General features: G+C 42.3%; 14 protein-coding genes and 1 tRNA gene. 9 read left to right on the top strand and 6 right to left on the bottom strand.

All coding sequences use genetic code 11. The features are described from left to right. The first annotated feature begins 3 nt into the window (after nt 1-3). Entirely contained in the window at nt 4-1,500 is a 1,497-nt protein-coding gene (locus RMY27_RS01285) for an Ig-like domain-containing protein (RefSeq protein ID WP_322659744.1), read from the top strand. 117 nt (nt 1,501-1,617) lie between these two features. Here the strand turns inward: RMY27_RS01285 and RMY27_RS01280 are convergent, their stop codons facing one another. The 5 genes from RMY27_RS01280 to RMY27_RS01260 all read right to left on the bottom strand — a co-directional run bounded on the left by RMY27_RS01280 (nt 1,618) and on the right by RMY27_RS01260 (nt 5,480). Continuing rightward, nucleotides 1,618-2,775, bottom strand: coding sequence for an efflux RND transporter periplasmic adaptor subunit (locus tag RMY27_RS01280; protein WP_322659742.1), 1,158 nt, complete (start codon nt 2,773-2,775; stop codon nt 1,618-1,620). Between the two features lie 47 nt (nt 2,776-2,822). Next, on the bottom strand, nt 2,823-2,975 hold the full coding sequence (locus RMY27_RS01275) for a hypothetical protein (protein ID WP_322659740.1): 153 nt from the start codon (nt 2,973-2,975) through the stop codon (nt 2,823-2,825). 46 nt (nt 2,976-3,021) lie between these two features. After that, complete coding sequence (locus tag RMY27_RS01270; protein WP_322659738.1) at nt 3,022-3,363, bottom strand: DNA-binding protein; 342 nt, start codon at nt 3,361-3,363, stop codon at nt 3,022-3,024. A 150-nt stretch (nt 3,364-3,513) separates the two neighbouring features. After that, entirely contained in the window at nt 3,514-4,806 is a 1,293-nt protein-coding gene (locus RMY27_RS01265; protein WP_322659736.1) for a HAMP domain-containing sensor histidine kinase, read from the bottom strand. Next, nucleotides 4,794-5,480 (bottom strand): response regulator transcription factor, encoded by a 687-nt coding sequence (locus tag RMY27_RS01260; protein WP_322659734.1) that lies wholly within the window; start codon nt 5,478-5,480, stop codon nt 4,794-4,796. The genes RMY27_RS01265 and RMY27_RS01260 overlap by 13 nt, the downstream gene beginning before the upstream one ends. 67 nt (nt 5,481-5,547) lie before the next feature. Here RMY27_RS01260 and RMY27_RS01255 point away from each other — a divergent pair, with 67 nt between their 5' ends. Together RMY27_RS01255 and RMY27_RS01250 are read left to right on the top strand one after the other, a co-directional pair. After that, the gene (locus RMY27_RS01255; protein ID WP_322659732.1) at nt 5,548-5,943 is read left to right on the top strand and encodes a hypothetical protein; all 396 of its coding nucleotides are present in this window, start codon (nt 5,548-5,550) and stop codon (nt 5,941-5,943) included. Nucleotides 5,944-6,590: 647 nt separating this feature from the next. Beyond that, a complete protein-coding gene (locus RMY27_RS01250) occupies nt 6,591-8,114 on the top strand; it encodes a hypothetical protein (protein WP_322659730.1) in 1,524 nt (507 codons plus the stop codon). Nucleotides 8,115-8,166: 52 nt separating this feature from the next. Here RMY27_RS01250 and RMY27_RS01245 read toward each other — a convergent pair whose 3' ends face one another. Beyond that, nucleotides 8,167-10,302 (bottom strand): flavin-dependent dehydrogenase, encoded by a 2,136-nt coding sequence (locus RMY27_RS01245; protein WP_322659728.1) that lies wholly within the window; start codon nt 10,300-10,302, stop codon nt 8,167-8,169. Between the two features lie 160 nt (nt 10,303-10,462). Between RMY27_RS01245 and RMY27_RS01240 the strand changes: the two genes are divergently transcribed. The 6 genes from RMY27_RS01240 to RMY27_RS01215 all read left to right on the top strand — a co-directional run bounded on the left by RMY27_RS01240 (nt 10,463) and on the right by RMY27_RS01215 (nt 14,248). Continuing rightward, nucleotides 10,463-10,696, top strand: a complete 234-nt coding sequence (locus RMY27_RS01240; RefSeq protein ID WP_094349603.1) for a hypothetical protein — start codon at nt 10,463-10,465, stop codon at nt 10,694-10,696. 138 nt (nt 10,697-10,834) lie between these two features. Next, nucleotides 10,835-11,026, top strand: a complete 192-nt coding sequence (locus tag RMY27_RS01235; RefSeq protein ID WP_322659726.1) for a hypothetical protein — start codon at nt 10,835-10,837, stop codon at nt 11,024-11,026. Nucleotides 11,027-11,160: 134 nt separating this feature from the next. After that, the gene (locus tag RMY27_RS01230; protein ID WP_322659724.1) at nt 11,161-12,300 is read left to right on the top strand and encodes an alpha-hydroxy acid oxidase; all 1,140 of its coding nucleotides are present in this window, start codon (nt 11,161-11,163) and stop codon (nt 12,298-12,300) included. A 90-nt stretch (nt 12,301-12,390) separates the two neighbouring features. Continuing rightward, a tRNA-Leu gene (locus RMY27_RS01225) sits at nt 12,391-12,474 on the top strand. Between the two features lie 33 nt (nt 12,475-12,507). Continuing rightward, entirely contained in the window at nt 12,508-12,714 is a 207-nt protein-coding gene (locus RMY27_RS01220; protein ID WP_322659722.1) for a hypothetical protein, read from the top strand. A gap of 736 nt (nt 12,715-13,450) precedes the next feature. Further along, nucleotides 13,451-14,248 carry a WecB/TagA/CpsF family glycosyltransferase gene (locus RMY27_RS01215; protein ID WP_322659721.1) on the top strand — a complete coding sequence of 266 codons (798 nt, stop codon included), beginning with the start codon at nt 13,451-13,453 and terminating at the stop codon, nt 14,246-14,248. Nucleotides 14,249-14,339: the final 91 nt, after the last annotated feature.

Raw genomic sequence — 14,339 nt, 5'->3', positions numbered from 1 at the left:
CAAATGACTAAATCTAAAGCATTCCAACCACTGGATCGGATAGCGATCGCACTAATGCTACTGCTAAGTGTGCTGATTGGGTTAATCATATTGCAAGGTGATGTGGTAGCCGCCCGTGTGCGGGACTTTTCCTGGCAAAATCAACAGATAGGGGCGGAAGATAACTCTTTCACCCTTACCTTTAGCCGCCCAATGGAAACAAGAAGTGTAGAGGAGAATTTGAAAATCGAGCCACCTCTAGCAGGTAAATTTAGTTGGGCTGGGCGGCGGATGGTTTATACACTCCTAACACCTGCGCCCTATGGCACGAATTATAAAGTGCAGTTACAGGGAGCCAAAGATAAGTTTGCGGAGCAAGAAGGCAATAATCGGGTGATCCAGCCTTTTACAGGTAGCTTCCGCACACGCGATCGCGTCATTCTCTACATAGGAACCGATAAAGAAGAACAGGGGCGATTAGTTTTATACAACTTAACCCAAGAGCAAAAAAGGGTACTTACTCCCAAAGACTTGATAACAATGGACTTCGAGTCATTTCCAGATGGGGAGAAAATTTTATTTTCGGCCCGCGCTAGTAATAACGAAGACTTACTTTCAGCCCAGTTGTACACAGTGACAACAGGCGTTTCTAGTAAATCTGAACAAGAAGCAGAACCAGGAGGCAAAGTTGACCTAGTTTTAGATAGTAAAGATTATCAAAACCTGAAATTTGACTTATCACCTGATGGGCAAACTATTGTCATCCAGCGCGGAAATAAAAATAATCCTGGCGACTTTGGATTATGGTTTATGCCAGCAATCAGTGACGGTTCAGCAGAAAAACCCGCCCCTAAACGTCTGAAAAGTCAACCGGGGGGAGATTTCATGATTACCCCAGATAGTAAAGCCGTAGCAGTTGCCCAAGGACAGGGAGCAGCAATATTACCACTGCAAGGTGATGCTAGTAAACCCTTAGATTTTCTGCCGCAGTTCGGTTTGGTACAGGCTTTCTCTAAAGATGGCTCTCAAGCAGCGATGGTAAAGTTTAATACAGATTACACACGAGATTTGTTTTTAGTGACAAACCAAGGTGTGCAGAAACAACTATTAAAAACCACAGGCTCAATTCTCAGCTGCCAATTTGATATTGCCTCACCCACCCTCTACTGTTTGCTGACACAGCTAGTATCCAAAGAACAATATATAGAACAGCCTTATGTAGTGGCTATTGATCTGAAAACAGGGCAACAGAAACCATTGTTAGTATTGCCTCCTGCTCAACGGAATGTGCAAATGAGTTTATCGGCTGACGGTTTGGGCTTATTATTTGACCAAGTAGTACCGCAGACAAACCCCCCAGCATCATTACCACCAAACACTTTGAAAACTGATGATGGAGATGCGATCGCAACCAGTAGCCTGTGGTTAATGCCTTTATTGCCCATTGCTGATGCTGCAACTGTTGAAATTAGACCAGAACAACTCCCCTTAGACGGATTTCGTCCCCGATGGCTACCTTGAGCGAATAATTCGTAATTGTGAGTAGCAATAACTGTAGAGTGGACACTATTAGAACTTAGGCATTGACAAATTAGACAAACAAGGAAATAAGAAGAAACTCCTTCTAACTGGCCTCTTCTAAATAAGGGACTCTGGGGAATTATGATGGCTGAGTGTTTTTTTGTGAGGTAGTTCTATCCGCCCAAACATTCCCGGCATTAAATTTGTGGGATTTTTCAAGGCTATTTTGGCAGTAAAACTACGGCTGTTGAGGTTTGCAGAAGGAATAATTTGACTTACGCGTCCGCGCACAGAACGGTTGAGAGCATGTAACTGCACTTCCACTTCATCTCCTGGTTTCACCAAGGAAATCATTGACTCTGGCACTGCAACGTTAAAATTGAGGCGATCGCTACTTTCCAATGTCAATAAAGGTTGGTCAAAACCCACTATTGCACTGACTTGTGTATGTTTCTTAGTGACGACACCAGCAAAGGGTGCTTTAACGATGCGGTGGTCTAGGTTAGTAGTCGCTGACTTTAATCCTGCTTGCACTTGCTGGACTTGGAAACGTGCTTTTTCTACTCTTGCTTGTGCTTGCTGGACTTGGAAAAAAGCCTGTTTTAAGCCAGCATTGGCTTGTTCAATTTCCTGCTTGGCTTGTTCAATCTCAGCTTGTGTTTGTTGAATGCGAGATTTAAGTAATGTTACCTGGGTATTGGCTGTATCTAGCTGTGACTGGCTGACTGCACCATCTCTTCGCAGCATAGCCATGCTTTGCTGATTTAACTGGGCTTCATCTAGTTGAGCTTGTGCTTCCTGCAACTTGGTTTTGGCTTCCTGTTGACGAGCCTTTGCTTGTTTGAGTTGAGCTTGTGCCTGAGTTTTGTTGGCTAGGGTTTGAGTTTGAAAAGCAGTCGCAACCGTTACACCTATCTGGGCTTGCGAAACTCCAGTCAATAGTTGATGACGTTGTGCTGGAATATATTGAACATCAATAATGGCAATAATTTGGCCTGCTTTAAATGTTTGGCCTTCTTGCACTGGCAAACTTTTAATCTGTCCCATAATAGGACTGGAGACAGTGGCTGTTTCTTCCGCTTCCAAAGTACCATTCAGGGAGATCCTACCCAGACTTAATGCTTTCTTAGTCAAAGTGGTTTCCACTTTTATCGGCTGGGTAGTGCTGGTGATAGTAGCATTAAATTTTTTAGCATTAGGAAACACAGATAAACCGATAAATCGCAAGCCTGTGATTGCAAAAAAGGCTGTCAGAATAAGAATATCGTGTTTCATCTAATACCTCTTTTATGATACAAACCAAGACGAATTCAGACGATTAATTATTCACTGAGGGATTTGTCTATTTGTGCGATCGCTTTCTGTTTGGCACTACATGGATGTCCAGTACTAAAATAACGTGAGTTCGACAGCTGCGTGACTGCACCAACCGTCCTTGGTAGTATTAGCGACAAAAGAGTGCCAGGGTCGAACATTTATTTTCGCTCTCTTCTCTAGGAGCAATGCTAGAGCGTAAAAGAATTAATCATCATGAATTTGAATAGTTTCACCATTGGCACGAGTAATACTATGGGCATTGAACTCATGGTCGTCATAGTTGCCAACTACGCTAACTTGTTCTCCTACAGACAGGTTAATGGGTTGTCCTAACTGAGGTTCTGCCTCAACGATGATTTGTCCCTTACCATCGTTGAGAATGAACTCGTCATCTAAAAGCTGAGTAACTTGACCGGAGATAGTCGTAACACGAGCATTAGGAAAATTTCCAATTTGGTTTGATGCTTTTTGCGCTTCTACCTTAAAAGGAATGAGCAACGCAAACAAAGCAGTTAGGACAATGGTGGGTGTAGGATTGAAATTCATTTGTGAAGTCCTTCAATTTGATGTGTAATTGACGCTTATTTCCAGATTGCCGGATAAAAGTAACGAGAAAGTAACAGCTCGATCTCGAACTGAGGAATTTTTTGACTACGAATGAAAATCCTGGCTGGCTAACCCAGTATTAATTGCTTGTTATGGTGAGGATGTAGGCGTGAATGGTAGCTTAATTTGAAAAGTGGAGCCTTCTCCCAAACGACTGTTGGCTATGATTTGCCCCCCATGTACCTGAACAATCTGTTGTGAGATCGCTAATCCTAACCCGAAGCCACCTGTATGGCGTGAACGTACACTATCTACTCGATAAAATCGCTCAAAGATATGAGGTAAATCCGCCTCTGGAATTCCAATACCACTATCCTGTACTTCTATTACCACCCAACGAGACTCAAAGAAAACTCGTAAGCAAATACCTCCAGACAGCGTGTAGCGGCAGGCATTACTGAGAAGATTTGTTAGTGCTTGCCGCATTAAATCTGGATTTATTCTCAACATTACCAATTGTTCAGGAAATTGGCTGGTGAATTCTAAGTTTTTTGCCTTTGCTGAGTGAGTGTATTCCTCTACTAATGCTTTCAGCCAGCTAACCAAATTGACGAGGTTAAGTGTTTCTAGTTTTAACTGTCCTTCATTTCGAGCTAAGAATAATAAATCACTAATCAGCATCCCCATTGATTCAGCGATCTGGTCAATATTTTCTAGAGAACTTTGCTGTTGACTAGGGTCAATTGGTTCAAGCAAAGCAAACTGAGCATTATTCCGAATTGCTTGGAGGGGTGTCCGTAACTCGTGAGAGGCATCAGCTGTAAAACGCTGTAATTGCTCGTAGGCTTGGCGAATTGGCTGCATGGCCATTCCACCAAGAAACCAACCAGTCAAACCAATTAGACTTAAGGCAATGGGTACACCTACTATTAAAAACAGTCTCAACGACCATAAAGTTTCTTCAACAGGCGCTAAAGAAGCGGCTATCTCTAGATAGCCAATTAATTGTTGATCCTGAAAAACAGGAACTGTTAATTGACGCAGCTGTTTATTGCGATCGCTTAACTCAATTGTTTGAAATCCTAGTTTATTATTTAACTGCTCTGATGGAGTAACACCAAAAAACTCTAGTAGTTGCTTTTTGGGAGTGTACCAACGGGCATAAATAATTTTATTCTCAAAGGGCAAAGCTTCACCACCCAAGATGGGGACATCTTCAAGACTAATACGTTGTTCTTCTTGGTAAAGTCCATCTTCAACGCCAGCCGCCATCAACTGAGTTGTGTTGTAAAGTTCTTGGTCAAATGCCCGCAATTGCTCTTTGGCTTCTAAAAAGTAAAGTATTGTTGCAAAGATAACCAGAATACTTCCCATCGAGAGCGTAAACCAGCGAGCTAGGTTACGCCGACTGCGGCTGAACATGTGAGGAATTAGCGATCGCATGATTCAGGGGCAGCTAATCGATATCCTATACCATAAACAGTTTGTAGCCAATCTTCTGCTTCTACCATCTGTAGCCGTTGCCGCAGTCGATGCACTAACATCGTTATTGCTTTACTATCTGGTTGTATATTCCACTCCCAAAGTGCCTGTTCGATTTGATCGTGAGTGAGTACTTGTCGGGGATGCCGCAGAAAATATTCCAGCATTTGAAACTCTCGACCCGATAACTGGACTGTAACTTCCTGGCGTTGTAACGTTAGAGTGTTGAGATGAAGTTGTAAGTCGGCTAACTCTAACGTGTCACCTTGCCAGAGTGGCGCTCTGCGTCCCAATGCTCGTACTCGTGCCAACAGTTCGAGCAAACTAAAGGGTTTAACTAAATAGTCATCTGCACCAACATCTAAAGCAGATACTTTATCCAAAATTGCATCTTTAGCTGTGAGAATCAACACTGGAGAAGTTTTTCCTGCTTGACGATACTGTTGACACAGACTAAGACCACTAATCTTAGGCAGCATCCAATCTAAAATTAACAAGTCGTAGTCTCTCTGAGTCATCAACCACTGGGCTATTTCACCATCTTCAGCACCATCTACAATATGGCCGACTTTAGAAAGCGCACCATGTAGTGGTTGTAATTGAGTTACATCATCCTCTACAACTAAGATTTTCATTCACCATTTTGCTGTACTTCCTTTTTATTTTCCTATGATTAATTAATAATCAAACTTTTTCTGTATTATGGCTCGACCTCGCTGGTTACAATTTCTAATTAACTTAGGACTAGAGTTTTGGCTGCCAATACCCTTAATCGGACTGTTTTTTTGGTTGAGTACGGGTTTGCTAACACATCAAGTATTGAGCTATACCTATGGCACAACCGCCCAAATCCACGCTAACTCAAAAAATCAAATTCAGTTTTCTGTTTCACTGGCTGTCATGTCTATTGAAGCTGTAATTCACCGCAAAGAAAAGTTAACTGAAATTAAAGTTTACACTGCTGATTCGGTTTTAAAGCAAATGGAATTTGAGTTTCCTGTGACTGAATTTACTCAAGTTGATGCAGCGATCGCTCAAACTTTAAAATTACCAGTAACAGCAATAAAGCAGTTAATACGTTATCGGCTTGAGAACTAATACCAAATCGCAGATATGCCCTGACAACACATCTAGTTCAAGCAAGCCATAAACTACGAATTGTTCCTATTTTTATTGTCATCAACAAATTCATTCTTTTCAAAAGAAAAGCATTCTCAAAGAAGAATTACCGCTTTGGTAGCTTCATGGTTTGCTTGAGTCGTATGCATTTATGATCGCTTAGGATTGAAGAATTATCATTGAAAAGTAGATACTTCCATGTAAATGTATATTTAATTACCAAGCAATGCGTTACAAAATGTATTTCAGGAAAAAATCATAATTTATGTGTTAAGGCAGATGCGGTTATAAAAAATCAAGTATAATTTGAGGCAGTTTTTTCATGTAAAAAACTTTATCAGCCAGCCAATACAGTTTAATTTTTAATGTATCGGGTTTCTCCTCTCTCTCACCTATCTTCAAAGGCGGACAGAGTTCCCCTTGTACCTCTTCTTGACGCGGCAGAGCATCATAGTGTTATAACGGCATCAGTCTAGATACAAAATGGGAACATCAATTGATGATTAATTGCTGGTGCTTGAAGAGAGTTAAACTTAGCTTCTAGAGCAAACCCTGATTAGACACAGTTTATAAGCAATGCTAATGCCAGCACTGCTGAATATTTTTAAGCAGGTGAGTCAAGAGTGATGAATGAAGCTGACACCTCAAACAAGGGGGCTGTGATGGAATCCCTAAATTCTGCTAATTCGCCACAATCAGAGCAGGCGAGTTGTCCCTTTTACTCAGTTGTGCCTAATGACAATATGACAGTTAAAAAACTGCCACTCCTCATGCCAGCTGAAGATACACAATTTTTACAAGATACCACCCAGCAGGACTGGGTTGCAGAGCCTGAAAGCGGCAAACAAGCACTTATTGACTCGGAATTTCAGAACCTGCTGGCATTGAACGAAGAATTACGTGCGGCTAATAATAGTTTGTATGCACAAGTGGAGCAGCTAAAAGACAACCTAGCTGAGTCTGAAAAGGTTTTGCAGTGGCAGAAAACGCGTTCTAGTGTTAGTGAGTCGATGCTCAACCAACATACTCAGGAATTAGCTGCGGCTCAAGAACAGATAAAATCTCTATTTCAACAATTAGAAACTGCTGTACAAACTGTTCAACGTCAGGAAATTTTCACTGATACTTATAAAGCACAGCTACAAATTAGCCAACAACGCTTGGCCCAGTTAGAGCGAGAATGTACGTTGCTACACACTAATAACAACGAACAATCTCAGCAGTTATTGCAGTCCGAAAATGTTTGTCGGGAGTTACGTACTAGATTGATGCGACAACAACGCCAGACGCTGCAATTCAAAGCAGCTTTGGAAAAATGTCTAGATACATCGGTTCCTAGCTATGACTCCTTAGAGGATGCTGCAAAACATCCTAAAGACATAACTAGTAGCCAAGGAAGATTTTCTAGAAAAGCTCGGTCTTTGTTTCCTAACGCCCAGCCAATTCAACCTTGGTCATTAGAAGAAGAATCATTAAGTAACGATCTAGATAATTCTTGGGGTGAACCCTCAGCACCAATCCCATTCCAAAGAAATGAAGCCTCTGCAACACCCCCATCATCTCCTTGGAATTGGACAGTTAAGAAAGACACGCCAACACCAACACAACCAGCGCCATCTCCAAAAGCTGATGATTCTCCAGATACAACTGAAGCGGTTTCACCTGCGGATTCATCAAATTTAGATCAGCAATTAGATAGTTTAATCCAAATGTTTTTCACCTCCCAGCCTGCATCTACATCACCACCACCTGCTGCAAAAACGGATGTTAGTGATGTTCCTATTTGGGAGACTTTAGCAACAATCTTAGAAGACGAAGAGGAATTAGAAAATCCACAGGAGGAAGATTTGGAGGCAAAAATTAATCCTCCTGCAACTACCTCTACTCCTTGGACGACGGATTCTGTGCTTTCACCAGCCAATAACTTAATGCTTTCTTCTAATCCATCTCATACCGAAACGCCTGTTGGAGAAACTGAAGACTACTGGTCAGAATCACAATTGTCAGCAAGTGATTTATCCTCAGAGTCATTAGGTGATAACACCAATGATGACAATTCACCTTCACCAGTAGTTTATCCCCAACGTCCACCCAAGGGGCGTAAGTCATTGGCATCTGTAGAACTGCCGAATTTTCGCCCCAAAAGTTAGGAATTAGTTGTCATTAGTCATTTGTCTAATACTAATGACTAATGACTCATAACTAATTCAGAATCCTTGCTTCTGACTTCGGAATTATGGCTTCTGGGTTGCTTTTTGCTACCTGACTTGGCGATCGCGGTTTGCCTGTGGCGATCGCATAATTAATCGCCAATAACCACAGCCACAAGCCTGGATTCCGGGGTTCTAGCCAAAAACCTACCCGGTTTAAGAAGCGCGGCAACCACGGACTTAATAAAGCATTAACCAGGGCATGACGACCGAAGTTGAAATAACTACCAAGCCATCGCCCTAAATCTCTAGGCCCAGCAAGTTCCCAAATCCATAAAAGCAAGGCAGGATTTTTCCTAGCGGCTTTGAGTGCTAAACGGTTAAAGGTTAACCAATCACACCGATCTTTGATAAAGTTATCTGCCACCTCTGGTGGTTCGTCTGCTAACAGCCCAAAAAAAGTATTGAGCATGGAGTTAATCCGTTGCGGTGGTAAAAATTTCCCTGTGGGAACCATCATGCCTTTGGAAAATAGCCAAGTCACGGAAACGTTGCTTTGATAGGCACGAATTTGGTTCAGGTGGCGGAAACTCAACAAGTCATGTTTGAGAGCAGTATCCAACAGCGTTGTTAAGCGCTCTAAGTTGCGAACTAGGGAACCAAAACCGGTGAAAACGAGAGGAGATTGAAGTGATGCCGCATCGCCGATCGCAATCAATCGATCGAAGGCAACTGTGCGATCGCGACTACCCACACTAAAATGCCCTGGTATATACCCAAATGTCGGCTTCTTCCACACCAATTTGTCCATATCGCACCTGCGATACTCTGGCAAAATTGTGAAAAAGTCCTCGTACATCTCTAGCAAGGAACCGGGATTTTCAGCATTAACTTCGTGGTAATGAAATAAATAAATCGTCAGTTCCTCATCTGCTGCGGGAAACAATTCCCAAATCAACTGCCTTCCCCGCGAAATATCCCCATGACTGTAAAGAACGTCGCCATATTGGGAATCCCATACTCCCGGATCAAATCCGCTCTCAATTGCCGCTCCCACTGTCGGACAGACACTATCAAAGGCACGACCACCATTTAATTGCCAAGCGATGGGGGACGCAGTTCCCATTGCATCTATTAGCAGTCGTCCACTTACTTGCTTCTCAATTTGACTAGGCAAGTGCTTGACTTGCAAAACTACCTGTGATATATCAATATCTGCACGGATAAATTCTGTTTCATCCCAAATTTCACCGCCTGCCGCTTGCAGTTTTTGCCCACACATTTGGAGCCATTTGTCGGAATCCAAGCCTAAATTTAGGACTGTGGGTGTGTGGAGGACGGGCGATCGCAGTTTGGCTGGATTATTAGCATCAAAAAACTTATTGAATCCGTCTTTGTATTCCCTGGCAATGATGGTTTCTAACTCAGCGGGGGTGACTAAACCCAAGTTAACCAAGCTTTGAATCTCGTCGCGCGAAATATTCCATTCTCGGTTCATCCGCCCAAAGGGCATTCGTTCCACTAGCAAGACTTTATATCCGAGTTTTGCCATCAATGCTGCATGGATTGCACCGAGTGCGCCACCGATGTAGATAATGTCGTACTGGGCATGGGGCAAAGGAGTGCTGAGTATTGAGTGCTGAGTGCTGAGTTTATCTCCTTGTCCCCCGCTCCTTTGCGAAAACACTACTTGACGCGGCTGCTGCGGATTCCGCACCCCTTCGCGCCATCGTTTTTCCCACCAATAGGCACGAGTTAGGTCATATTCACCGTTGGGCATTTTCTGAAAATACTTGACGGTAAGGGGGTAAGTAGAACCTAGTGCGGCAAATATTGATTGCTGGGATAAATCAATTGCTGGCGGTTCTGGGTAATGATGCGGAAAACGGCTTCTGATTTCCTTGCTCAAGCGTTGCAGAATTTGTCCTTCACTGGGAAAAGGTTGTTCTGCCCAGCGAAACACTTTCAGATAGGTAGTTCGTTGCACCGACCAGACAAATACCGAAAGTTCTATAGGCAAATCCGAAAGACTCACTCCAGTAGGTGTATTAGCACTGGGTATTTGAAGGCGAAAGCCTTCCGAGGTAAGGACTTTTTCTCCATTTCCAGGTTCAAAATCTGTTTGTAACCAACTACGCACAGTTTCTGTTTCCGGAGTTGGAACTTCTAAATAAAGGATTTCTTTCATGTTTTCCTGACATCTCCCATCAATCTACTCACTAAGACAGATTTTCTTAAGGCACAAAGTAGGGTAAACTCCGCCCTATTAGTTTCATAAAGATTCAGTGAAGAAATTTTAAGAGTTTGTCAAATTTATTGTTCATTTTGTATTTCTGTAAACCCACGCCATGAATTATCCCATTCCAGACAGTCCCCAAGAAATTATTGCCCTACGACAACAGCCGATTGATGAAGAACTAGTTGCCAGTGCGATCGCTGGAGTCATTAAAATTGTCCGCGCTCAGGGTCAATCTTTGGAAGAATTGACCGCTCAGTTGCTCGCAGACGATCCACTGCTGGATCAGCAACAACGCCGCTGGTTAAGCCAATTAGTCGCCCAATCCTGGGAAAAGTTCTCCTAAAATCTTGCATAAGATGAAGTTTTGGTCGCAGCATTAGATTTCTAAGTCTGTACCTAAATGTTGGCGATGCCTGCGGCGGGCTGCGCCTACGCATTTTCGGTATAGGAGTAATAATAATGGTCAGTATGGGATTGGCAATTGGGTTGCTGTTTTTGTGTTTATGGCACAGAAGCCATCAAATTTACCATATCAGCGTTTTACGTTGCTTATGGATTTTACAACGTTCTGAAACGGAAAGACCTCTGGCGCAAAGCAGAGGTCTTTTTTGGGAGCAATCTTTATGCTGTTGGAGCAACACCTGGACACATAACTCAGTTGAGCGATCGCTAACTAACTAAGTAAAAATAAATACATTTGAAAGCCTTGACAATAAATAATCGTAGTCAGCGGCTCTAGCCATTTAAAATCTTATGCAGAGCAATAAATCGCTCACTACGAACAAAAGTTTTATTTTAGATTTAATTATGTCTACCTACTTATCCACTGATGATCGCTTTCAACCCATCAATCTTTTTGAGTACGAAAAGCTAGCAAAAGAATATCTATCTCAAACGACACTTGATTACTACAGCAGTGGTGCTTGGGACGAAATCACATTGCAAGATAATCGTGCTGCCTTTGAACGAGTCAAGCTGCGACCTCGAATATTAGTCGATGTGAGCGATCGCAATCTAAGTACCTCCATTTTAGGGCAACCCCTGCAACTACCTTTGTTAATTGCACCGATGGCTTTTCAATGTCTAGCCCATCCAGACGGAGAAGTTGCTACGGCCCTAGCTGCTGCATCAGCTGGTGTAGGTATGGTGTTAAGTACAATGGCAACAAAAAGTATTGAAGAAGTGGCGACTGCATGTAATCAGTTTCCAGATTCTCTGCGGTGGTTCCAGCTTTACATCCATAAAGACCGGGAATTAACTCGTGCTTTGGTAGAAAAAGCCTATAAATCAGGCTATAAAGCACTTTGTCTAACTGTGGATGCACCCGTTCTCGGACAGCGCGAGAGAGATAGACGTAATGAGTTTGCCTTACCCCAAGACTTACATCTGGCTAATCTTGCTAGCATCTCAGGGCTAGATATTTCCCATGAAAAAGGCGAATCTGGGTTATTTACTTACTTTGCCCAACAACTAAACCCAGCAGTTACTTGGGACGATTTGGAATGGTTGCAGTCTTTATCTCCATTACCTTTAGTCATCAAAGGAGTTTTACGCCCAGATGATGCTGTGCGGGCTGTAGAATATGGAGCCAAAGCAATTGTTGTTTCTAATCATGGTGGCAGACAACTCGATGGTGCGATCGCTTCTTTAGATGCCCTAGCTGAAATAGTAGCCGCAGTGGACGGTAAAGTAGAAGTGGTCTTGGATGGAGGCATTCGTAGAGGCACAGACATTCTCAAAGCTCTGGCATTAGGAGCAAAAGCAGTACTAATCGGACGGCCTATTTTGTGGGGACTAGCGGTAGCAGGACAAATCGGCGTATCTCATGTTATCTCACTCCTACAAGATGAGTTAAATGTGGCAATGGCCCTTACCGGCTGTGCCAAAATACAGAATATTGACCCTAGTTTATTAGCCCTGCCACGCTTTAAGTCGGAGAACTGTTAAAAATGTGATTCCAGCAAAACTTTGAGAAATAATTTTCAGACTTGTTACAAAATCTCTTAATTAGAGTATACTAGTTAAGGTTAGATACAAGGGCGGGTGGCGGAATTGGTAGACGCACCACACTCAAAATGTGGCGGCCTTACGGTCATAGGAGTTCGATTCTCCTCCTGCCCACTACCAAAGAAGTGCTAAAGAGGTTAAAAACTTATGCGCCTGAAAAGATGGGAATCTCCCCGTAAAGAAGGCAGAAATGATAAAGGTAGAGGCGGTTCTGCTAGGAAGCGTCAACTGAAAAAACAAAGGCAAATGTTACGCCAAAGACTTAAAGAAAGTAACAAAACAGACAATAACAAAAACGATAGACCAGGGAAAGATAAATTTATCTTTCCCTTATTTTTTGGGCTTTTATTTTAGAAAAAATTGAAGAAGAATTCAGGAGTCAGAATCAAGACGCTCGCGGACTCGCTAACGCTGCGCTATCAGTCGGGGATTAAGACCCGCGACTTTCTTGTTGACCGCCAAATCTACAATTTGGAGGGGGTGCAAAAACGCCCTTTATTCATCCGCCAGTTGCACAGAATTCAATTCTGAATTCTGGCTCCTGACTCCTGAATTCTGTTTTGATAAAATTTAGAGATTTTTCGATACAGAGACTAAATTAAATCTGTCTGTAATAAATTTGGAAATCATAATAAAAAATTATTAGCCATTAAAATATCTAATTTTAATTCAACCTCTTAAGCGCATACTGACGTATAAAATCAGCAGACTAACTGGCTAGTATTTTACTTTTCTACCTAATTTAGTAAGTAGTATATACTACTTACTATACAGTTTCTCTCTAGGAATTTATCGCAATTATAATGCTTGGATGAACTAACCAAAAATTAATTATGAAGGAAGTATGAATTTTGTCAAGCAGTGTCTAAAATCCTTAACATAAAACAGTAAGCTAAGACACAGCAGTAAATAATTCTAGTATTACCGATTAAGCCAAAAGTATACTAAAAAGGCAATTGCACCTCCATGTGTTAACTTCCAACAATGACACAAGCCTACAAAAAGTCAGGAGTCATCCAATCCGAATATTAAATAATTGGGATTGGTCTAGGTAATCTATGAATTGTTTTCTTGGATACAGGAGTTATTGATGGTGGCGAGAGTGCTTCTACCTACTAAAAAAGTGCTTGATTTTCCTATTACTGCTTTACGGTTTGACGACCAGATACAAACAATAGTGAAGTGGGCGAGTAGGCGTGAGAGTAAAACTGTATATGTAGCCAATGTACACATGCTCATTGAAGCCCATTGGAATCCAGAGTTTGCCACCATATTGCGAAATGCAGATATAGTTACTCCTGATGGTATGCCTCTGGTATGGATGATGCGAAAAATGGGGGCGCTTTACCAAGACCGTGTGGCAGGGATGGATATTTTTCTCGCATTGTGTCAGTTAACTCAAACACAAAATCTGAGCATTTTCTTTGTAGGTTCCCAAACAGAAATTCTGTCTAGGATGCAAAACAGGTTAGAGAAGGAATTTCCACAGATAAAGATTGCGGCAATGGAACCTCTACCCTTTCGTCCCCTAACTGAAATTGAAGACGAAGCCTTGGTTAAAAAGATTAACTCTAGTGGTGCTAGCGCTGTCTTAGTGTCACTGGGATGTCCCAAACAAGAAAATTGGATAGCTCAACATAAGGGTAAAATACAAGCTGTAATGATTGGACTGGGTGGAGTTTTCCCAGTTTATGCCGGAATTTATAAGCGCGCACCCCGCATAGTTCGAGACTTAGGACTTGAATGGCTGTATCGATGGATTCAAGAACCGCGCCGACTTTGTGGCCGCTATGCAAAGACTATTCCACTCTTTATATGGCTGGCTACGAAACAACTATTATCATCAAGTCGGATTGCAGGGGTCTTCCTTCACGAGGCTGGGGATTAAAGAAAAAGAAATAGGGTAAGACTGACTCTAAGCGTTTCATCATCAAGAGAACCAGATTTTAGATGCTAGGAAAGAATTTATGCCTGAAGCA

It is taken from the genome of Nostoc sp. DedQUE09 (genome assembly GCF_034530915.1).
Lineage (GTDB): Bacteria > Cyanobacteriota > Cyanobacteriia > Cyanobacteriales > Nostocaceae > Nostoc.
Note: the sequence above shows the minus strand (reverse complement) of the source record. Positions and strands in the feature narration are given on the sequence as shown.